At 54.3% G+C, this 21,302-nt stretch carries 17 protein-coding genes; 10 read left to right on the plus strand and 7 right to left on the minus strand.

Annotation, left to right across the window (positions count from 1 at the left end; all coding sequences use genetic code 11):
* Positions 1-155: 155 nt before the first annotated feature.
* Positions 156-2,351: a primosomal protein N' gene (gene priA, locus ACQE3Z_RS18880; RefSeq protein WP_426974951.1), complete on the minus strand. Its 2,196-nt coding sequence runs from the start codon at positions 2,349-2,351 to the stop codon at positions 156-158.
* A gap of 216 nt (positions 2,352-2,567) precedes the next feature.
* Here priA and rpmE point away from each other — a divergent pair, with 216 nt between their 5' ends.
* The gene (gene rpmE, locus ACQE3Z_RS18885) at positions 2,568-2,780 is read left to right on the plus strand and encodes a 50S ribosomal protein L31 (RefSeq protein ID WP_085069375.1); all 213 of its coding nucleotides are present in this window, start codon (positions 2,568-2,570) and stop codon (positions 2,778-2,780) included.
* Positions 2,781-2,872: 92 nt separating this feature from the next.
* On the opposite strand, the gene metJ is transcribed toward rpmE, so the two are convergent.
* Positions 2,873-3,190: a met regulon transcriptional regulator MetJ gene (metJ, locus tag ACQE3Z_RS18890; protein WP_038629044.1), complete on the minus strand. Its 318-nt coding sequence runs from the start codon at positions 3,188-3,190 to the stop codon at positions 2,873-2,875.
* A 279-nt stretch (positions 3,191-3,469) separates the two neighbouring features.
* On the opposite strand from metJ, the gene metB reads away from it, so the two are divergent.
* Together metB and ACQE3Z_RS18900 are read left to right on the plus strand one after the other, a co-directional pair.
* Positions 3,470-4,630 carry a cystathionine gamma-synthase gene (gene metB, locus ACQE3Z_RS18895; protein WP_426974952.1) on the plus strand — a complete coding sequence of 387 codons (1,161 nt, stop codon included), beginning with the start codon at positions 3,470-3,472 and terminating at the stop codon, positions 4,628-4,630.
* Between the two features lie 3 nt (positions 4,631-4,633).
* Positions 4,634-7,069 (plus strand): bifunctional aspartate kinase/homoserine dehydrogenase II, encoded by a 2,436-nt coding sequence (locus tag ACQE3Z_RS18900; RefSeq protein ID WP_426974953.1) that lies wholly within the window; start codon positions 4,634-4,636, stop codon positions 7,067-7,069.
* A 33-nt stretch (positions 7,070-7,102) separates the two neighbouring features.
* On the opposite strand, the gene ACQE3Z_RS18905 is transcribed toward ACQE3Z_RS18900, so the two are convergent.
* A complete protein-coding gene (locus tag ACQE3Z_RS18905; RefSeq protein WP_426974954.1) occupies positions 7,103-7,576 on the minus strand; it encodes a hypothetical protein in 474 nt (157 codons plus the stop codon).
* 270 nt (positions 7,577-7,846) lie between these two features.
* On the opposite strand from ACQE3Z_RS18905, the gene metF reads away from it, so the two are divergent.
* A complete protein-coding gene (metF, locus tag ACQE3Z_RS18910) occupies positions 7,847-8,749 on the plus strand; it encodes a methylenetetrahydrofolate reductase (RefSeq protein WP_426974955.1) in 903 nt (300 codons plus the stop codon).
* Between the two features lie 73 nt (positions 8,750-8,822).
* Here metF and ppc read toward each other — a convergent pair whose 3' ends face one another.
* The gene (gene ppc, locus ACQE3Z_RS18915; protein WP_426974956.1) at positions 8,823-11,474 is read right to left on the minus strand and encodes a phosphoenolpyruvate carboxylase; all 2,652 of its coding nucleotides are present in this window, start codon (positions 11,472-11,474) and stop codon (positions 8,823-8,825) included.
* Positions 11,475-11,717: 243 nt separating this feature from the next.
* Positions 11,718-12,866, minus strand: a complete 1,149-nt coding sequence (gene argE / locus ACQE3Z_RS18920; RefSeq protein ID WP_426974957.1) for an acetylornithine deacetylase — start codon at positions 12,864-12,866, stop codon at positions 11,718-11,720.
* 177 nt (positions 12,867-13,043) lie between these two features.
* Between argE and argC the strand changes: the two genes are divergently transcribed.
* The 5 genes from argC (at position 13,044) to ACQE3Z_RS18945 (ending at position 17,934) form a co-directional block, all read left to right on the plus strand.
* Positions 13,044-14,048 (plus strand): N-acetyl-gamma-glutamyl-phosphate reductase, encoded by a 1,005-nt coding sequence (argC, locus tag ACQE3Z_RS18925; RefSeq protein ID WP_426974958.1) that lies wholly within the window; start codon positions 13,044-13,046, stop codon positions 14,046-14,048.
* A 13-nt stretch (positions 14,049-14,061) separates the two neighbouring features.
* Positions 14,062-14,838 (plus strand): acetylglutamate kinase, encoded by a 777-nt coding sequence (argB, locus tag ACQE3Z_RS18930; RefSeq protein ID WP_250651167.1) that lies wholly within the window; start codon positions 14,062-14,064, stop codon positions 14,836-14,838.
* 25 nt (positions 14,839-14,863) lie between these two features.
* Positions 14,864-16,075, plus strand: coding sequence for an argininosuccinate synthase (locus tag ACQE3Z_RS18935; RefSeq protein WP_275553213.1), 1,212 nt, complete (start codon positions 14,864-14,866; stop codon positions 16,073-16,075).
* 90 nt (positions 16,076-16,165) lie between these two features.
* Entirely contained in the window at positions 16,166-17,545 is a 1,380-nt protein-coding gene (gene argH / locus ACQE3Z_RS18940; protein WP_426974959.1) for an argininosuccinate lyase, read from the plus strand.
* Between the two features lie 263 nt (positions 17,546-17,808).
* Positions 17,809-17,934: a hypothetical protein gene (locus ACQE3Z_RS18945; RefSeq protein ID WP_426974960.1), complete on the plus strand. Its 126-nt coding sequence runs from the start codon at positions 17,809-17,811 to the stop codon at positions 17,932-17,934.
* A gap of 137 nt (positions 17,935-18,071) precedes the next feature.
* On the opposite strand, the gene ACQE3Z_RS18950 is transcribed toward ACQE3Z_RS18945, so the two are convergent.
* Positions 18,072-18,806 (minus strand): redoxin family protein, encoded by a 735-nt coding sequence (locus ACQE3Z_RS18950; protein WP_426974961.1) that lies wholly within the window; start codon positions 18,804-18,806, stop codon positions 18,072-18,074.
* Positions 18,807-18,946: 140 nt separating this feature from the next.
* Between ACQE3Z_RS18950 and oxyR the strand changes: the two genes are divergently transcribed.
* Positions 18,947-19,864, plus strand: a complete 918-nt coding sequence (gene oxyR / locus ACQE3Z_RS18955; protein WP_085069399.1) for a DNA-binding transcriptional regulator OxyR — start codon at positions 18,947-18,949, stop codon at positions 19,862-19,864.
* Here the strand turns inward: oxyR and sthA are convergent.
* A complete protein-coding gene (gene sthA / locus ACQE3Z_RS18960; protein WP_426974962.1) occupies positions 19,847-21,247 on the minus strand; it encodes a Si-specific NAD(P)(+) transhydrogenase in 1,401 nt (466 codons plus the stop codon). The genes oxyR and sthA overlap by 18 nt on opposite strands.
* Positions 21,248-21,302 lie beyond the last annotated feature (55 nt).

Raw genomic sequence — 21,302 nt, forward strand, 5'->3', positions numbered from 1 at the left:
CGTCATGTGTCGTCTGCTGCGCTTGTTGCGGTCAAAGCTGACGGCCATCACATTTTTAACAGATTGTATAAGGGGCCGTTACCTTAATTGCATAAAAACTGTGACTTATTCGAGGTTTTTCGATCCAGCTCGCAAACCTTGTGCGTAAGCATCGATCAGCTTTCCGTGGGGTCGATATCCAGTGTCCATTTCACCTTACGCGACAGCGGCAGGGTGGAGATTAACGGCAGGCTGGTTTTGAGCAGCTGCTGTAGCCGAAGCCGGGAAGGATGCTGTAGCAACAGTTGCCAGCGATAGCGCCCGCCACGCTTAGCCTGCAGAGCAGGTACCGGGCCCATAATCCACAACGACTCATCGCGCAGCGGACTGGCCTCCAGCAGGTTGCGCAGCTGATGTAAAAAGGCTGCCGCCTGCTGATTATCATGATCGTCAGCACGAAACAGCGCATGGCTGGTGAATGGCGGAAGCTGCACGCTGCGGCGCTCGCTTAAGGTTTGGCTGGCAAACGCATCGTAGCCCTGATGCAATAAGATCTGCAGCAGCGGATGTTCAGGATGATGGGTTTGCAGCAGTACTTCGCCCTGCTTACCGGCCCGGCCAGCGCGCCCGGCAACCTGAATATAGAGCTGGGCAAAGCGTTCAGCGGCGCGAAAATCCGCCGAAAAGAGCGCGCCATCCACATCCAGCAACGATACCAGCGTTACATCAGGGAAGTGATGCCCTTTCGCCAACATCTGTGTACCAATCAGGATACGGGCGCCGCCGCGAAACACATCGGCCAGATGCTGCTCCAACGCCCCTTTGCGGCTGGTGGTGTCACGGTCAATACGCGAGAGCGGAATGCCCGGAAATACACTCTGGAGATTATGCTCCAGCTGCTCGGTGCCGAGGCCCACCGGCACCAGATGCGTCGAGCCGCACTGCGGGCACTGACGCGGCACCGGGCGCTGGCTGTCGCAATGGTGGCAGCGTAGCTGGCGCTGCTGCTGATGGAGCGTGTAATAGTGATCGCAACGCTGACATTCAGCAATCCAGCCGCAGTCGTGGCATAACAGTGCCGGCGAGAAGCCGCGGCGGTTAAGAAACAGCAACACCTGATTATCCGCCTGTAAGTGCAGACGCATACGCTGGATCAGCGCGGGCGACAGGCCGCCCTGCAGCTGGACGCCTTTTAAATCGATCAGCTGCTGCGTCGCCTGGCGCGCATTACCGGCGCGCTTGCTCAGGTTAAGCTGACGGTATTTCCCGCTCTGCACGTTATGCAGTGTTTCCAGTGCTGGCGTCGCCGAGCCCATCACGATCGGGATGTTCTCTTCACGCGCCCGGAATACCGCCAGGTCGCGGGCATGATAACGCCAGCCTTCCTGCTGTTTATAAGAGCTGTCATGTTCTTCATCAATAATGATGACGCCCGGACGGGCAAAGGGCGTAAACAGCGCGGAGCGGGTGCCGATCACAATGGCATTGTCACCCTGACGCGCGCGCAGCCAGACGGCCATACGTTCGCTGTCGTTCAGACCGGAGTGCAGGACATCAATCGGGGCGTTAAAGCGTGCCCGAAAGCGGGCGATGGTTTGCGGCGTCAGGCCGATTTCCGGCACCAGCACCAGCGCCTGACGTCCGCGACTCAGCACGTTTTCCAGGACGCTAAGGTAGACTTCCGTTTTGCCTGAGCCAGTAATCCCTGCCAGCAGCCAGGGGGCAAATTTTTCATCTTCGCTGCGGATCGCGCCAACTGCCAACGCCTGCTCCGTATTTAGCCGCAGCCGCTCGCCGTTAACCGCAAAACTATCACGCCAGTCCTGACGGGCGGGCAGATGCTCACGCAGATCGCAAAGACCCTTAGCGCGGAGCGCCTGGAGCGCCGCGTCTGCCAGTTCATGTTGAGTGATCTCATGGCGATAAAGCGGTTGCTGGCGCAATGCGGCCAGCGCCTGCTGCTGCTTTGGCGCGCGCTTCAGGCTTTCCGGCGCGGTTTCCCGTCCCAGCTCGGTAATAAACCACTGCCAGAGCGGCGTTTCCTGCGCCGGTTTACCCTGGCGCAGCAGCACCGGCAGCGCATGGAAAAGCACCTCGCCCAGCGGATAGTGATAGTACTCGGCGGCCCAGTGCAAAATGCGCCATAGCGAAGCAGGAAACAGCGTTTCGCTGTCGAGCGTTTCCAGCACGCTTTTCAACTGTCCGGTGGGCAGATCGCTTTGTTCACTGAAGCCAACCACGATACCGATTGCCGTGCGGTTACCAAAGGGCACGCGAACGCGCCCGCCAGGCACCGGGTGAAGATGCGCGGGAAGCAGGTAATCAAACTGGCGTGCGAGCGGAACGGGCAGCGCGACCTGAGCAACGGGCATGACGTTATCCGTAAAAAGAGTTGAACGGCGTAGTGTACACTGTGTAGCCATAAATGTGCGGATTCGATTGCATTGGGCGGTTATTTTCTGTATAGTTCGCCGCCTTTGATGCGGAATAAGGCATCAAAAATCACCAGAATGTTCAATCCGCGTGTGGTGCCGGCGCAGGTTTTTCCTGGCGCGGGAGAGCGACACGGCCTTTACTGAGGTTACCCCATGAAAGAAGGTATTCATCCTAAGTATGTTGAAATTACTGCAACTTGTTCTTGCGGTAATGTGATCAAAACTCGCTCTACAGTGGGTCACGATCTGAACCTGGACGTGTGCGGTAAATGCCACCCGTTCTACACCGGCAAACAGCGTGTTGTTGATACCGGTGGTCGTGTTGAGCGCTTCAACAAACGCTTCAGCATTCCGGGCAGCAAATAAGTTTCCCGGCAGACGCTACGTTATTTTCGATGGAGCGGATGCAAGAAAAAACCCAGCTTCGGCTGGGTTTTTTTATGCGCAAAAACAGCGTATCAGTATTCCCATGTGTCGGGATCTTTACCCAGTTCACGCATAATCTTTTTCGCCTCTTCCGGGATCTCATCGCTGCGCTCTTTGCGCAGATCGACATCGTCCGGTAGCGGCTGACCGGTAAACGCATGCAGAAATGCTTCGCATAACAGCTCGCTGTTAGTGGCATGACGCAGATTGTTTACCTGACGGCGCGTACGTTCATCTGTCAGGATTTTTAACACTTTCAGCGGAATAGACACGGTAATTTTTTTGACCTGCTCGCTCTTCTTACCATGCTCAGCATAAGGGCTGATATATTCGCCATTCCATTCAGCCATGAGTTACCTTAATTATTAAAAGTTAAATTGTCGAAATTCAGCCAATTATGCCCGATATTTTCACGCCTCACTAATCAAAGTCAGCATTTAATACGTAACTTTGCTGCTTTTACCTGGGTTGCGCTGCAGTAGGAGGCAATTCACTGCAATTTTAGCGGTTATTGCGCATTTGCTCAATCTATACGCAAAGACATTTAGATGTCCAGATGTATTGACGTCCAGTGGCGTGATGTTATCCTGTTAGCCTTCTTTCAGGGTCTTTCAGGAACAGTAAGCACTATGACGCGTAAACAGGCAACCATCGCAGTGCGCAGCGGTTTGAATGATGATGAGCAGTATGGCTGCGTTGTCCCTCCGATTCACCTTTCCAGCACCTATAACTTCACTGATTTCAATCAGCCACGCGCTCATGACTACTCGCGTCGCGGTAATCCTACGCGTGATGTCGTACAGCGTGCGCTGGCCGAACTGGAGGGGGGGGCCGGGGCTGTAATGACCAATACCGGTATGTCCGCGATTCATCTGGTCTGTACGCTGTTCCTGAAACCTGGCGATTTATTGGTTGCGCCGCATGACTGCTATGGCGGCAGTTATCGTCTGTTTGACAGCCAAAGCAAGCGCGGCGCCTGGCGCGTTAAATTTGTCGATCAGGGCGATGCCGAAGCCCTGCAGGCGGCGCTGGCTGAACAGCCGAAACTGGTACTGGTGGAAAGTCCCAGCAATCCGCTGCTGCGCGTGGTGGATATCGCCGCGATTTGTCAGGCCGCGCGCGCCGCTGGCGCGATAAGCGTCGTGGATAACACTTTTTTAAGCCCCGCTCTGCAAAATCCGTTGGCGCTGGGTGCCGATCTGGTGGTGCACTCCTGTACCAAATACCTCAATGGTCACTCGGATGTGGTGGCTGGCGCAGTGATCGCGAAAGATGCGGCGGTGGCAACCGAACTTGCCTGGTGGGCGAATAATATCGGCGTGACCGGCTCTGCCTTTGACAGCTATTTGCTGCTGCGTGGAATGCGTACCCTTGGCCCGCGTATGGCGGCAGCGCAGCGTAACGCACTGGAGATTGTAGCGTATTTGCAGCAGCAGCCGCTGGTGAAAAAACTGTATCATCCCTCTTTGCCACAGAACCCGGGCCATCAGCATGCGGTGCGTCAACAGCGCGGCTTTGGCGCAATGTTAAGTTTTGAACTTGATGGCGACGAACAGCGTCTGCGCCGTTTTCTGAAGGCGCTGGAATTATTTACCCTGGCTGAGTCGCTGGGGGGAGTGGAAAGTTTGATTTCCCATACCGCAACCATGACCCACGCGGGGATGTCGGCAGAAGCGCGTGCGGCGGCAGGGATTTCCGATACCTTACTGCGCGTGTCGGTTGGGATAGAAGATCATGAAGATTTAATCGCCGATCTGGATAATGCATTCCGGGTGGCAGCCGAGGATTAAGAAATGAGTATTTCAGCCGCAGCGGGAGCGCCGCAGAGCAGGCAGCTGCATAAATTTGGCGGTAGCAGCCTTGCCGATGTCAGCTGTTATCAGCGCGTCGCGGGTATCATGGCCGATTACAGTCAGCCGGGCGATTTAATGGTGGTCTCTGCCGCTGGCAGCACCACTAACCAGCTGATTAGCTGGCTGAAGCTCAGCCAGACCGATCGCTTATCGGCTCATCAGGTGCAGCAGAGCCTGCGTCGTTATCAGTCCGATCTGATCAACGGCCTGCTCGCGCCGGAGTTAGCTCAGCCGTTGCTGAGCCGCTTTATTCAGGATCTGGAGCACCTGGCTGGGTTGCTGGATGGAAAAATTACCGACGCCGTTTATGCCGAGGTGGTCGGGCACGGTGAGATCTGGTCGGCGCGGCTGATGGCGGCAGTGCTGCAGCAGCGCGATCTGGAAGCGTGCTGGCTGGACGCCCGCGAGTTTTTACGCGCCGAGCGGGCGGCGCAGCCGCAGGTTGACGAAGGAAAGTCCTGGCCGCTGCTGCAGCAGCTGATCGCGCAGCATGCGCATCAGCGTCTGGTGGTTACCGGCTTTATCTGTCGCAATGAGGCAGGTGAAACGGTGCTGTTGGGGCGTAACGGCTCTGACTATTCAGCAACGCAAATCGGTGCGCTGGCGGGCGTCAGTCGTGTCACCATCTGGAGCGATGTCGCCGGAGTCTACAGCGCCGATCCGCGCAAAGTAAAAGACGCTTGTCTGCTGCCGCTGCTGCGACTGGATGAAGCCAGCGAGCTGGCGCGTCTGGCAGCGCCGGTACTGCATGCCCGCACGCTGCAGCCGGTTTCCAACAGCGATATCGATTTACAGCTGCGCTGCAGCTATCAGCCTGAGCAGGGATCGACGCGCATTGAGCGTGTGCTGGCTTCCGGCACCGGCGCGCGTATTGTGACCAGTCATGACGATGTTTGCCTGATCGATATTGAAGTGTCGGCGCAACACGATTTCAATGCGCTGCATAAAGAAGTCGATCATCTGCTGAAACGGGCGCAGATTCGTCCGCTGGCCATAGGCGTACATAGCGATCGCAACCTGCTTCAGCTCTGCTATACCTCCGAAGTGGTGAGCAGCGTGTTTGAACTGCTGCAGGATGCCGGGTTGCCAGGCCATCTGCAGCTGCGCGAAGGGCTGGCGCTGGTGGCGCTGGTTGGCGCGGGCGTCAGCCGCAACCCGCTGCATACTCATCGTTTCTGGCAGCAGATTAACGATCAACCGGTAGAGTTTATCTGGCAGTCGGAAGATAAAATCAGCCTGGTGGCGGTGCTGCGTGTTGGCCCGACGGAACATCTGGTTCAGGGGCTGCATCAGTCGCTGTTCCGCGCGGAAAAACGTATTGGCCTGATGCTGTTTGGCAAAGGAAATATCGGTTCGCGCTGGCTGGAGCTGTTTGCCCGGGAACAGAAAAATCTCTCGGCGCGCACCGGTTTTGAATTTGTGCTGGCGGGAGTGGTGGACAGCCGTCGCAGTCTGCTGAGCTATGAAGGGCTGGATGCCAGCCGCGCGCTGGCTTTCTTTGAAGATGAAGCGATTGCACAGGATGAAGAGTCTCTGTTCCTGTGGATGCGGGCGCATCCTTATGATGATCTGGTGGTGCTGGATGTGACCGCCAGCGAAGCGCTGGCTGAACAATATCTTGATTTCGCCAGCCACGGTTTTCATGTGATTAGCGCCAACAAGGTGGCCGGCGCGTCAGGCAGCTATCAGTGGCGGCAGATCCGGGACGCATTTGCGAAAACCGGACGTCACTGGCTGTATAACGCCACGGTGGGCGCAGGGCTGCCGGTCAACCATACGGTGCGCGATCTGCGGGAAAGCGGCGACAGTATTCTGTCGATCAGCGGCATCTTCTCCGGCACGCTCTCCTGGCTGTTCCTGCAGTTTGACGGTACGGTGCCGTTCAGCGAGCTGGTCGATCAGGCGTGGCAGCAGGGGTTAACCGAGCCGGACCCCCGCGTTGATCTCTCTGGTCAGGATGTAATGCGTAAGCTGGTTATCCTGGCGCGTGAGGCGGGCTACGATATTGAACCGGATCAGGTACGCGTTGAGTCGCTGGTGCCAGCGGGCTGCGAAAAAGGCTCTGTCGATCACTTTTTCGAAAACAGCGATGCGCTAAACGAACAGATGCTGCAGCGTCTGGAAGCGGCACAGGAGATGGGGCTGGTATTGCGCTACGTCGCGCGTTTTGATGCTAACGGCAAAGCGCGTGTGGGTATCGAGGCGGTGCGTCCGGAACATCCGCTGGCGGCGCTGCTGCCGTGTGATAACGTCTTTGCCATTGAAAGCCGCTGGTATCGCGATAATCCACTGGTGATCCGCGGGCCGGGTGCAGGACGTGATGTAACGGCGGGTGCGATTCAGTCTGATATTAATCGGCTGGCGCAGCTGGTGTAACAACAAAACGGGTGGCCTGAGCCACCCGTTGTTTTAGGCTAGCACGAACTGGCTTTCATGCACCTGATCAAGCGTCAGGCCCACCAGTGAAATGCTGCTGTCGCCACAGGTAAACAGCAGACCATCATCACATTCGCTCAGATAATCCAGATAGTTGCCGTTGGCATTAATTTCTTTATTGCCGAGGATCACCAGCTTATCGTCCTGGTCGAACCGATAGATGACGTTATCGCCGACGCTGTCGCCAGCAAACATAACGGTATCATTGCCGCCGTTGGCATACATGATGTCATTACCGCTGCCGGACTGATCGCCATGCACCGCGTCAGCATAATCAAGGGCGTGCTTGCCATCCAGCGCCAGCCCGTTGCTGGTGACGGAATAGGTGAGGTCTTTATACTCGAACCAGTTCCAGTAGGTTTCCTTAATCGCTTCCACGCCATATAGCACGCTGAAGCCGCTATCGGCCCCTTTGCTGTAGGTTAAATACGATAAATTACGTTTCATGGAAGTAAATCGGTTACATAACGGTAATAGCCTCTTTTTTAGGAGGTTTTTAATAAAGAAAATTCCTGGTTTTCTCGCTTCTGCACGTATCTGAAGGATGTTGCTTTTTTTTCATGTGCACCTGAAAGGAATTCAGCGCCACTGCACTGCTTTTTGATTGACAAATAGCCAGGCTGATAGCATCTTATGGAGTTATAGACGTCTAAACGTATAGATGTTTAGCGTGATGCTCACGCATCATCCACTAAGCGATTGATAAGGTAAGCGGATATGAGTTTCTTTCACGCCAACCAGCGCGAAGCGCTGAACCAGAGCCTGGCAGAACTGAACGGGCGGATTAATGTTTCATTTGAATTTTTTCCGCCGCGCACCAGTGAAATGGAAGAGACGCTGTGGAGTTCTATTGATCGGCTCAGCAGCCTGAAGCCAAAGTTCGTCTCCGTTACCTACGGTGCGAATTCAGGAGAACGCGATCGCACCCACTCTATCATCAAGGGCATCAAAGAGCGCACCGGACTGGAAGCGGCACCGCATCTGACCTGTGTTGACGCCACCCGGGATGAGCTACGTACCATTGCCCGGGATTACTGGGAAAATGGCATTCGCCATATTGTCGCGCTACGCGGAGATCTGCCGCCAGGCGGAGGCAAACCAGAGCTGTATGCGACCGATCTGGTGGCGCTGCTCAAAGAGGTCGGTGACTTTGATATCTCCGTCGCTGCCTATCCTGAAGTGCATCCGGAGGCGAAAAGCGCTCAGGCGGATCTGATTAACCTGAAACGTAAAATCGATGCGGGCGCCAACCGCGCCATTACGCAGTTTTTCTTTGATGTGGAAAGCTATCTGCGTTTTCGCGACCGCTGCGTAGCGACCGGCATTGATGTAGAGATCGTACCTGGCATTCTGCCGGTTTCTAACTTTAAACAGCTGCAGCGCTTTGCCGCCATGACCAACGTTCGCGTACCGGGCTGGATGAACAGCATGTTTGCCGGACTGGACGACGATCCGGAAACGCGCAAAATGGTGGGCGCCAATGTGGCGATGGACATGGTAAAAATCCTCAGCCGTGAAGGCGTTAAGGATTTCCACTTCTATACGCTGAACCGCGCTGAAATGAGCTACGCCATTTGCCATACGCTGGGCGTGCGCCCGTCAGCGCAGCTGGTTGCCTGATTAACTGAGTAATCGAAAAAGAATGCCTGATGAGGCGCATCGCCAGATGGCGATGCGCCTTTTGTCGTGGCAATTAACCGGTGTTACGCATACCTGCTGCCACACCAGCGATAGTGACCATCAGCGCCTGCTCAACGCACGGATCCGGCTCTTCTCCTTTGGCTTCCTGCGCACGCGATCGGTGCAGCAGTTCAGCCTGTAGAACGTTGAGCGGATCGGTATAGACGTTACGCAAAGCAATCGATTCTGCAATCCATGGTTCATCAGCCATCAGATGCGAATCATTAGCGATAGTCAGCACTGCTTTAATATCCGCAGCGAGGCGATCGCGCAGCTGCTTGCCCAGCGGCCACAGAGATGGATCTACCAGACGTTGATCGTAGTATTCCGCCAGCCACAGGTCGGCCTTCGAGAAAACCATTTCCAGCATGCCGAGACGGGTAGAGAAAAAAGGCCAGTGGTGGCACATCGCCTCCAGCTGATCCTGATGACCTTCATCCATCGCTTGCTGTAGCGCCGCCCCTGCGCCCAGCCAGGCGGGCAGCATCAGACGGTTTTGTGTCCAGGCGAAAATCCACGGAATGGCGCGCAGTGACTCAACGCCGCCGGTAGGGCGACGTTTGGCCGGGCGCGATCCCAGCGGCAGTTTGCCTAATTCCAGTTCCGGAGTAGCAGAGCGGAAATAGGGCACAAAATCAGGGTTTTCACGCACATAACCACGATAGACGGCGCAGGAAGTCTTAGAGAGCTGATTCATAATGTCGCACCATTCACTTTTAGGCTCTGGCGGCGGCAGCAGATTAGCCTCGAGGATAGCGCTGGTATAAAGCGACAGGCTGGCCACCGCTACTTCCGGCAGACCATACTTAAAGCGGATCATTTCGCCCTGTTCGGTGACGCGCAGGCCGCCTTTCAGGCTACCCGGCGGCTGGGAGAGCAGAGCCGCCTGCGCCGGTGCGCCGCCGCGACCAATGGTGCCGCCGCGACCATGAAACAGCGTCAGGGCGATACCGGCTTTTTCACAGGTTTTAATCAACGCGTCCTGCGCCTGATATTGCGCCCAGGATGCGGCCATCACGCCAGCATCTTTGGCTGAATCGGAATAACCGATCATGACCATCTGCTTGCCCTGAATAAAGCCGCGATACCAGTCGATGCTCAGCAGCTGCGACATGACATCGTTAGCGTTATTCAGGTCATCCAACGTTTCAAACAGCGGTGCGACCGGCAGGGCGAAAGGTATACCGGCTTCTTTCAGCAGCAGATGAACCGCAAGCACGTCGGAAGGCGTTTTCGCCATGGAAATAACATAGGCGGCAATCGATCCGCGTGGCGCTTCCGCCGCTACGCGGCAGGTTTCCAGTACTTCACGCGTCTCTTCGCCTGGTTCCCACTGACGCGGCAGCAAAGGACGTTTTGAGTTCAGCTCACGGATCAAAAATGCCTGTTTATCCGCTTCAGACCAGCTCTCGTAATCACCAAGGCCGAGGTAACGCGTGACTTCTGCCAGCGCTTCGGTGTGACGCGTGCTTTCCTGACGTAGATCGATACGTACCAGTGGAACGCCGAAACATTTAATCCGACGCAGCGTATCAAGCAGCTGTCCGTTGGCGATGATGCCCATGCCGCACGCCTGCAATGACTGATAACAGGCATAAAGCGGATCCCATAGCTGATCGTTGGAAATCAGCAGCCCTTCCGGACGCGGCAGGCGCTCGCCTTTCAGACGCCGCTCCAGATAAGCCTGGGTCGTCATCAACTGGGTCCGCAGGCGTTTTAAAACTTCGCGGTAGGGCTCCTGCGCGTGCGGATCGCCGCACAGCTCGCGCAGCTCTTCGGTGCATTCCGACATCGACAGCTCGGAGACCAGCACGCCGATATCCCGCAGGAAAAGATCGGTGGCTTTCCAGCGGCTCAATTGCAGAACATGACGGGTAATACTGGCGGTAACGTTGGGATTGCCATCGCGGTCGCCGCCCATCCATGAAGTAAACTGCACCGGTACAAAGTCTACCGGCAGCGTATAGCCAAAGGCCTCTTCGACCTGTTCGTTCAGCTCACGAAGAAAATTCGGCACGCCTTCCCACAGGCTGTTTTCCACTACCGCAAATCCCCATTTGGCTTCATCAACCGGAGAAGGGCGATATTTACGGATTTCATCGGTATGCCACGCCTGGGCTACCAGCTGACGCAGGCGGCGCATAATCTGGTTGCGCTCATAGTCAGAGATATCATTATGATCGAGCTGTTTTAAACAGGTATTTACCTCAACCAACTTATGAATCAGCGTGCGGCGTGTAATTTCGGTAGGATGTGCGGTAAGAACCAGCTCCAGCGAAAGCGATTCAATCGCCTCACGGATATCTGCTTCGTTCAGGTCAGGCTGTTGCTTCAGCCGCTCGAACGCCTTTTTCATCAATTCAGCATGACTGGCACCTTCACCGTTGGGTGAAATGGTCTGATATTGTTCAGCCACATTCGTGAGATTAAGGAACTGGCTGAAAGCGCGTGCTACCGGCAGTAGTTCGTCATTGGAGAGGTTCTGCAGGGTAGTTAACAGTTCCTGCCGATGAGCGTCATTTCCCGCACGGGATGACTTGGAGAGTTTGCGGATGGTTTCCACCCGATCAAGGATGTTTTCTCCCAGCGCATCCTTAATCGTATCCCCGAGCAGTTTGCCGAGCATACTGACATTACTTCGCATTGCGGAATATTGTTCGTTCATATGACCCCTGACACCCTTCTTGTCTTTTAGTTTTTACCCTTGCGGGTATAACGCCGCCTTTTATCTAGCCATGTAACTTACCGTTCGTCAATTGCGTAAAACGTGCCGCGTAATGCAGGTAAATGCTGGTAATTTAAGAAATTTAACGCTGACGGAGTGGGATAAGTTATTCTTATCGGCAAAGTTGAAACTTTTCAGGAGCAATTTACCGTTTTAGCAGTGAATTGCCCCAAATGATGCAAATCAGTGACAAAAATGGTTAACCATTTGACCGATCAGCTCACATGTCGGCTTGATAAATGCCATATCAATAAATTCATCTGGCTGATGCGCCTGATTAATCGATCCCGGTCCTAACACCAGCGTAGGACACAACTGCTGAATAAAAGGCGCTTCGGTACAGTAGTTCACGACTTCCGTTGGCGTACCAAGCAGCTTTTCCACTACCTGAACCAGCTGATGCTCACGCGGGCACTCGTAGCCCGGAATCGGCGGATGAAGTTCGGCCACTGTCAAACGGCCCGGCCAGCGCACGCTAACCGGCGCCAGCGCCTCATTCAACAGCTCGTCCAGATCGGTCAGCGTCAGTCCGGGCAGAGGACGAATATCCATATGTAATTCGCAGCAGGCACAAATACGGTTCGCTGCATCGCCGCCGTGAATATGACCAAAATTCATCGTGGGATAAGGAATGGCGAAGCCGTCATGGTGATAACGCTCTTTGAGCGTATTACGCAATTGCATCAGATGACCGATTGACTCATGCATCAGCTCAATCGCGTTAACGCCGCGAGCAGGATCGCTGGAATGGCCCGATTGCCCCTCTATGCGAATCACATTGGATAGGTGGCCTTTGTGCGCCCGCACCGGTTTCAACGAGGTCGGTTCGCCGATAATCGCGCAATCGGGGCGTAGCCTGGTGGATTCAGAAAAGTATTTAGCACCGGCCATTGTGGTTTCTTCATCCGCCGTAGCGAGAATATAGAGCGGCTTCTGAAACGTGCTGATATCGGCGTCACGAAGCGTATCAAGAATAAAGGCGAAGAAACCTTTCATATCTGCCGTGCCGAGGCCGTACAGCTTGTTGTCATGCTCTGTCAGCGTAAAAGGATCGCGCGTCCAGCGCCCATCATCGAAGGGAACCGTATCGGTATGGCCAGCCAGTAACAGGCCGCCTGTGCCTTCACCGCTTCTGGCCAGCATATTGAATTTATGCCGCGTGCCCGGCACCGGCTGGACTTCTACGCTGAAGCCTAAATCACGAAACCAGCCGGCCAGCAGAGTGATTAAACTTTCATTACTCTGATCAAGCGCGCTATCGGTAGCGCTGATCGACGGTGTGGCTATCAGCTGGCGGTAAAGTTCGATAAAAGGCGGTAATTTTGTCTTCACTGTTGACGGTCCTTGAGTTAGGATGTATCAATATTCATGCATTAATAGTGAATAAAAATACAATAACGTTCGCGGGATGGGAAATGAATTTACCCGCTGACTGACGTTAAACTTCATGGGCGCGCGGCGACACGGCTGCACACCGGATCTGAATGACTGTAAAAGGTATACAGCCTGATGTTGAATACGCTGATTGTAGGTGCCAGTGGCTATGCTGGTGTTGAGCTGGCGACCTTCCTGAATCGCCATCCCCATATGAACATAACCGCTTTAGCGGTTTCAGCGCAAAGCCCGGATGCCGGAAAGCGTCTTTCTGACCTGCACCCGCAGCTAAAAGGGATCCTTGATCTGCCGCTGGAGCCGTTGAGCGATGTGTCAGTGTGGGCCGACAAGGTGGATGTGGTGTTCCTCGCCACCGCCCATGAAGTTAGTCACGATCTGGCTCCGCAATTTCTGGCGGCAGGCTGTGTGGTGTTTGACCTCTCCGGTGCCTTCCGCGTAAACGATGGTGACTTTTATACACGCTATTACGGCTTTACTCATCAGCACGCAGCGTGGCTGGAGAAAGCGGTCTATGGCCTGGCTGAATGGCAGCATGACGCGATTAAAGAAGCGCAGCTGATTGCCGTGCCTGGCTGCTATCCCACTGCGTCGCAGCTGGCGCTTAAGCCATTAATTGAAGCAGGATTGCTGAATAATGCGCAGTGGCCGGTAATTAATGCCACCAGCGGCGTAAGCGGCGCTGGACGTAAAGCCAGCCTCAATAACAGCTTTTGTGAGGTCAGTCTGCAACCTTACGGCATCTTTAATCATCGGCATCATCCTGAAATCGTCGCGCACCTTGGCGTGCCGGTTATTTTTACGCCGCATCTCGGCAATTTCCCTCGCGGCATTCTTGCCACTATTACCTGTCGCCTGAAGCCGGGCGTCAGTCGCGAGGATATTGCCGAAGCTTTCCATAACGCCTATCAGGATAAACCGCTGGTGCGTATCTATGAGCAGGGCGTGCCGGCATTGAAATCCGTGGTGGGCCTGCCGTTCTGTGATATCGGCTTTGCCGTACAGGATGAGCATCTGATTGTGGTGGCGGCGGAAGATAACCTGCTGAAGGGCGCAGCCTCGCAGGCGGTGCAGTGTCTCAATATTCGTTTCGGTTTCCCGGAAACCCAGTCACTTATTTAAGCGGATAAATACTATGACCACTCCATTAATTATCAAACTGGGCGGCGTGCTGCTGGATAGCGAAGAAGCGCTGGCGCGTCTGTTTACGGCGCTGGTAACTTATCGGGAGGCACATCAGCGTCCTCTGCTGATCGTTCACGGCGGCGGATGTCTGGTTGATGAACTGATGAAAAAGCTGGCGCTGCCGGTGCAAAAGAAAAATGGCCTGCGCGTTACGCCCGCCGATCAGATCGACATTATCACCGGCGCGCTGGCTGGAACCGCTAATAAAACCCTACTGGCCTGGGCAAAGAAACATCATATTCAGGCGGTTGGACTTTGCCTGGGCGATGGCGGCATGGCGAATGTAGCTCAATTCGATGATGAGCTGGGCCATGTCGGTAACGCTTTGCCAGGCTCGCCGGCGTTGCTGAACACGCTGTTGCAGGCAGGGTATATGCCGGTTATCAGCTCAATCGGCATCACGGAAGAGGGTCAGTTGATGAACGTTAACGCCGATCAGGCGGCAACAGCGTTAGCGGCGACACTTGGCGCGGATCTGGTTTTGCTTTCAGATGTCAGCGGTATTCTGGATGGCAAAGGTCAGCGCATTCCTGAAATGACGGCGATGCAAGCGGAGCAGCTGATCGCTCAGGGCATTATTACCGACGGTATGATTGTGAAAGTCCATGCGGCTCTGGATGCGGCACGTACGCTGGGGCGTCCGGTCGATATCGCCAGCTGGCGTCATGCTGAGCAATTGCCCTCTCTGTTTAACGGTGTGTCTATCGGCACCCGGATCCACGCATAAAGTAAAAATATTCAAGGACTAAGACATGCAAAATCAAGGCATCAAGAAAATCGTTTTAGCTTACTCCGGTGGCCTGGATACCTCTGCCATTATTCCGTGGCTGAAAGAGAATTACGGCTGTGAAGTGGTCGCTTTTGTCGCGGACATTGGTCAGGATCGCGAAGATTTAGTCGGCGTAGAGAAGAAAGCGCTGCAGTCAGGTGCGTCAGAATGCCATATTGCCGATCTGCGTGAAGAGTTTATCCGTGATTACGTTTACCCGGTGCTGCAAACCGGCGCGCTGTATGAAGGCAGCTATCTGCTGGGCACCTCTATGGCGCGTCCGATCATTGCCAAAGCGCAGGTTGAGCTGGCGTTAAAAGTGGGTGCTGATGCTTTATGTCACGGCGCAACCGGTAAAGGTAACGATCAGGTGCGTTTTGAAACCACCTACACCGCGCTGGCTCCGCAGCTGAAAGTGGTGGCACCGTGGCGTGAGTGGAACCTGCGCTCGCGTGAAGCGCTGCTGGATTACCTGAAAGAGCGCAATATCCCGACCACCGCCTCGCTGGAAAAAATCTACAGCCGTGATGAAAACGCCTGGCATATTTCTACCGAAGGCGGCGTGCTGGAAAGCCCGTGGAACGCGCCGAATAAAGATTGCTGGGTCTGGACAGTGGATCCTCAGGAAGCGCCGGATCAGCCAGAGCAGGTAACGGTAACGGTAGAAAAAGGCCGCGTTGTGGCAGTTAACGGCGAGCAGCTGAGCCCGTTCCAGTGCCTTGATAAACTCAACGCGCTGGGCGCGAAGCACGGCGTGGGACGTATCGATATCGTGGAAAACCGTCTGGTAGGCATCAAATCCCGCGGCTGCTATGAAACGCCTGGCGGCACCATTATGGTCAATGCGCTGCGTGCCGTAGAGCAGCTGGTACTGGATCGCGATAGCTTTAAATGGCGCGAGCAGTTAGGCCTGGAGATGTCATATGTGGTTTATGACGGGCGCTGGTTCGCTCCGCTGCGTAAATCCTTACAGGCTGCCGCTGAGTCACTGGCTACCGAAGTCAACGGCGAAGTTGTGTTGCAGCTCTATAAAGGTCAGGTAACGGCGATTCAGAAAAAATCGGCAAACAGCCTCTATTCTGAAGAGTTCGCAACCTTTGGCGAAGATGAAGTTTACGATCACAGCCATGCGGGCGGCTTTATCCGTCTGTTCTCTCTCTCTTCACGCATTCGGGCGCTGAACGAGAAGAAATAACCGGGACGGCAACGGGCGGCAGGCGTTGAAGCCGCCCTGATAACAAGCCAGGCTGAGCCTTGCGCGCAACAGATTTCAGGAGCATTCAAGATGGCACTATGGGGTGGACGGTTTACACAGGCGGCGGATGGACGGTTTAAGCAGTTCAATGATTCGTTGCGCTTTGATTATCGACTGGCAGAACAGGATATTATCGGTTCTGTCGCCTGGTCAAAAGCCTTGGTGACCGTTAGCGTATTAACTCAGGATGAGCAGCAGCAGCTGGAAGTTGCGCTGAATACGCTGCTGGAAGAAGTTCGTGCTAATCCACAGCAGATTCTGCAAAGCGACGCTGAGGATATCCATAGCTGGGTTGAAGGCCGTCTGATTGAAAAAGTGGGCGCGTTGGGCAAAAAGCTGCATACCGGGCGTAGCCGTAACGATCAGGTTGCGACCGATTTAAAGCTCTGGTGCAAAGAGCAGGTTTTGCTGCTGCTGAGCGCGGTGCGCGAACTGCAACGGGCATTAGTGGATACCGCAGAAGCCAATCAGGATGCAGTTATGCCAGGCTATACCCACCTGCAGCGCGCGCAGCCGGTGACTTTCGCGCACTGGTGTCTGGCCTATGTTGAAATGCTGGCGCGTGATGAGAGCCGCCTGCAGGATACGCTGAAACGCCTGGATGTCAGCCCGCTGGGTAGCGGTGCGTTGGCTGGAACCGCATATGAAATCGATCGCGAGCAGTTGGCCGAATGGCTGGGCTTTGCCTGTGCCACACGTAATAGCCTGGACAGCGTTTCCGATCGTGATCATGCGCTGGAACTGCTTTCCGATGCGGCGATCGGCATGGTGCATCTGTCGCGCTTTGCCGAAGATCTGATCTTTTTTAATACCGGTGAAGCCAACTTTGTTGAGTTATCCGATCGCGTGACATCCGGCTCTTCACTGATGCCGCAAAAGAAAAATCCTGATGCGCTGGAGCTGATCCGGGGCAAGTGTGGTCGGGTGCAGGGTGCGCTGACCGGCATGATGATGACGCTGAAAGGGTTGCCGCTGGCCTACAACAAAGATATGCAGGAAGACAAAGAAGGGCTGTTTGACGCGCTTGATACCTGGCTTGATTGTCTGCATATGTCGGTGCTGGTGCTGGATGGCATTCAGGTAAAACGTCCACGCTGCCAGGAAGCGGCAGAGCAGGGCTATGCTAATGCGACCGAACTGGCGGACTATCTGGTGGCGAAAGGCATCCCGTTCCGCGAAGCGCATCATATTGTGGGTGAAGCGGTGGTGGCGGCAATCGGCCAGGGCGTGGCGCTGGAAGCGTTAACGCTGGCACAGCTTCAGCAGTTTAGTCCGCAAATCGAACAGGATGTTTACCCAATTCTTTCGCTTCAGTCCTGCCTGGATAAGCGTAATGCCAAAGGTGGCGTGGCACCACAACAGGTTGCCAACGCGATAGCTGAGGCAAAGGCAAGACTCAGCGATCGGTAATTTACCGGTAACCGAACAATAAACTGATCGGAATAATGTGTTTTGATAAAAGATTCAGCCACAAAACAACGCCTGTTTTGTGGCTGATAAAATGTAAAAGCGCGCTGTTGATTTAACAACCAATGTTGACCACTCCTCTTCCGTGCCTCGCTATATCACTCCTTCATTTCCTTTTTTAACCCTCCGCATAAACATCCTTCGCCAGCATATTGTGTCATGCGGCTAAATTTATATGCCGGATAAGTCATACGGTATTAGGCGCTATGGCGGGAGCGGTTGCAGGACCTTTCGTTGGCTATCAGCCAGGCCTGATCGTGGCGGAAGACATTATTGATAATCTGATGGAAGGCAAATCGGGTAGTCTGAAAATATTAATCTACTTTAAATGAAATATTCGTCCGGTTACTGATGTATCAAAAAAAGGCGGGCATACTAGCCCGCCAACCTCTGACTTCAGATACTTTTTTGTTATGGGCACATCTGAAAACCGACCAGGGTAACGGAGCCGGTTTCCGGATTCTCAGTCTCAGGCAAAGTGGAAAAATTTCTCCAGGTCATCGCTGCCGCCGATATGACGTCCACCGATAAAGACCTGTGGTACCGTTGCACGACCGGTCATCGCACGCAGGCTAACGGTGGTGGCATCTTGTCCAAGAACGATTTCTTCATATTGAATGCCGCGATCGATCAGCATCTGCTTCGCTTTGGTACAGAACGGGCAGCCGGGTTTGGTAAACAACGAGACAGACTCCTGCACTTTGAATTCTGGCGCCAGGTAACGCAGCATGGTATCAGCGTCGGAAACTTCAAACGGATCACCCGGTTTATTCGGCTCCACAAACATTTTAGCCACTACGCCGTCACGAACCAGCATTGAGTAACGCCATGAGCGCGGACCGAAACCTAAGTCAGCTTTCTCAACCAGCATCTCCATGCCACGCGTAAATTCGCCGTTGCCGTCCGGAATAAAGGTAATGTTCTCGGCATGCTGATCGGCTTTCCAGGCGTTCATCACAAAGGTGTCATTAACTGAAACGCACAAAATGCTGTCAACGCCATGCTGAGCGAAGACGCCTGCCAGTTCATTGTAACGCGGTAAATGGCTGGAAGAGCAGGTTGGCGTAAACGCGCCCGGCAGTGAAAATACGATTACGGTTTTGCCCTTAAACAGCTCGTCAGTTGTAACATCGACCCAGCTATCGCCCTGACGCGTATGAAAAGTTACCTGTGGGACGCGTTTACCTTCCTGACTTGCAAACATAAGAATCAATACCTCTTAATTAGCGTTGCGCTTGATGTGTTTAGCTTCTGGTGTGCATTATTCCCATCTACCCTTGATAGGGCTAATCGTTCATTGCTATTCTATTCATTGCCACGGGCTATCGTGGCTCGGAGGATAAAATGAATATTCGTGATCTTGAATACCTTGTCTCTTTGGCTGAACACCGCCACTTTCGTCGCGCTGCCGACGCCTGCCACGTTAGTCAGCCTACCTTAAGCGGTCAGATCCGTAAGCTGGAAGATGAGCTTGGTGTCATGCTGCTGGAGCGCACCAGTCGTAAGGTGCTGTTTACCCAGGCGGGTCTGCTGCTGGTAGATCAGGCGCGCACCGTTTTGCGTGAAGTCAAAGTGCTGAAAGAGATGGCCAGCCAGCAGGGCGAAGCGATGTCCGGTCCGCTGCATATTGGCTTAATCCCAACGGTGGGGCCTTATCTGCTGCCGCATATTATTCCTCAGCTGCATCAAAGTTTTCCCAAGCTGGAAATGTATTTGCACGAAGCGCAAACGCAGCAGCTGTTAAGCCAGCTGGATAGCGGGAAGCTCGACTGCGCAATCATCGCGCTGGTAAAAGAGAGCGAAGCCTTTATCGAAGTGCCGCTGTTTGATGAGCCGATGAAACTGGCGATCTGGCAGGATCATCCGTGGAAAGATCGCGATCGTGTGCCGATGTCCGATCTTGCTGGTGAGAAACTGCTGATGCTGGAAGATGGTCACTGCTTGCGCGATCAGGCGATGGGTTTCTGCTTCCAGGCGGGCGCCGATGAAGATACGCACTTCCGTGCTACCAGTCTTGAAACGCTGCGCAATATGGTTGCGGCAGGAAGCGGCATTACTCTGCTGCCTGCGCTGGCGGTTCCTCAGGATCGCACCCGCGACGGCATAACCTACGTTTCCTGCTATAAGCCGGTGCCGCAGCGTACTATCGCTCTGGTTTACCGCCCGGGATCGCCTCTGCGCAGCCGCTATGAGCAACTGGCCGAGGCTATCCGTAGCCAAATGCAGAACTATATGGAAACCACGTTAAAACAGGCGGTTTAAGCCGTTTAGCGCGGCAACGCGGTACGCTTCCGCCATCGTAGGGTAGTTAAAGGTGGTATTCACGAAGTATTCAATCGTGTTGCCACCATTTTTTTGCTCCATGATCGCCTGGCCAATATGAATAATCTCGGCCGCACGTTCGCCAAAGCAATGAATACCCAGGATCTCTTTGGTATCACGGTGGAACAGGATTTTCAGGCTGCCAACGTTCATCCCGACAATCTGCGCGCGCGCCAGGTGCTTAAACTGTGCCCGGCCCACTTCATACGGCACCTTCATCGCCGTCAGCTGCTGTTCGGTTTTCCCTACTGAGCTGATTTCCGGGATGGTATAGATGCCAGTCGGAATATCTTCAATCAGATGCGCCGTCGCTTCACCTTTTATCACGGCCTGAGCGGCAATCCGTCCCTGATCGTACGCGGCGGAAGCCAGGCTTGGATAGCCAATGACATCGCCTACCGCATAGATATGCGGCTGTGCCGTCTGGTACATGCTGTTAACTTTTAGCAGACCACGTCCATCCGCTTCCAGCCCAACGTTTTCCAGCGACAAAGAGTCTGTATTGCCCGTGCGTCCGTTCGCATAGAGCAGGCAGTCTGCTTTGACTTTTTTACCTGACTTCAGGTGAATTACCACGCCATCGTTAACGCCTTCGATCTTCTCGAACTCTTCGTTATGACGAATAACCACGCCGCTGTTCCAGAAATGGTAAGAAAGCGCATCGGACATCTCCTGATCCAGGAAAGCCAACAGGCGGTCGCGCGTATTGATCAGATCCACTTTCACATTCAGGCCACGGAAAATAGAAGCGTATTCGCAGCCAATCACACCTGCGCCATAGATAATGACATGGCCCGGTTCATGATTAAGGTTAAGGATGGAGTCGGAGTCATAAATGCGCGGGTGGGTAAAATCAACGTCAATCGGATGATAAGGGCGTGAACCGCAGGCAATGACGAACTTCTCTGCTGTCAGCCGCTCAACGGAACCATCAGGTCGGGTTAACGCAATGGTATTCATGTCAATGAAACGGGCGTCGCCCTGATGAAGCTCACAGCGGTTACGCTCATAGAAGCCCTGACGCATACGGGTCTGCTGGCTAATGACGTTTTCTGTATGATTCAGAATATCGGCGAATGAAGAGCGAAGATGACGGGAGTGATCGCTGTATAAAGGGTTTTGGTTAAACTCGATGGTACGGCTTACTGCATGTCGTAATGCTTTAGACGGTATCGTCCCCCAATGTGTGCAGCCGCCGCCTATATTGTGATAGCGCTCAATTACCGCGATATGGGCCCCTTGTTTCACCAGGCCCATTGCGGCGCCTTCACCGCCCGGACCGGAGCCAATCACAATAACATCGTAATCGTAAGCATGTTGCATACCGGCACTTCCTTTATTTTATATACATTTTAGCAACGAGATTCTAACATCCCGG

The sequence above is a fragment of the Pantoea sp. FN0307 genome, from assembly GCF_050113815.1.
GTDB lineage: Bacteria > Pseudomonadota > Gammaproteobacteria > Enterobacterales > Enterobacteriaceae > Mixta > Mixta alhagi.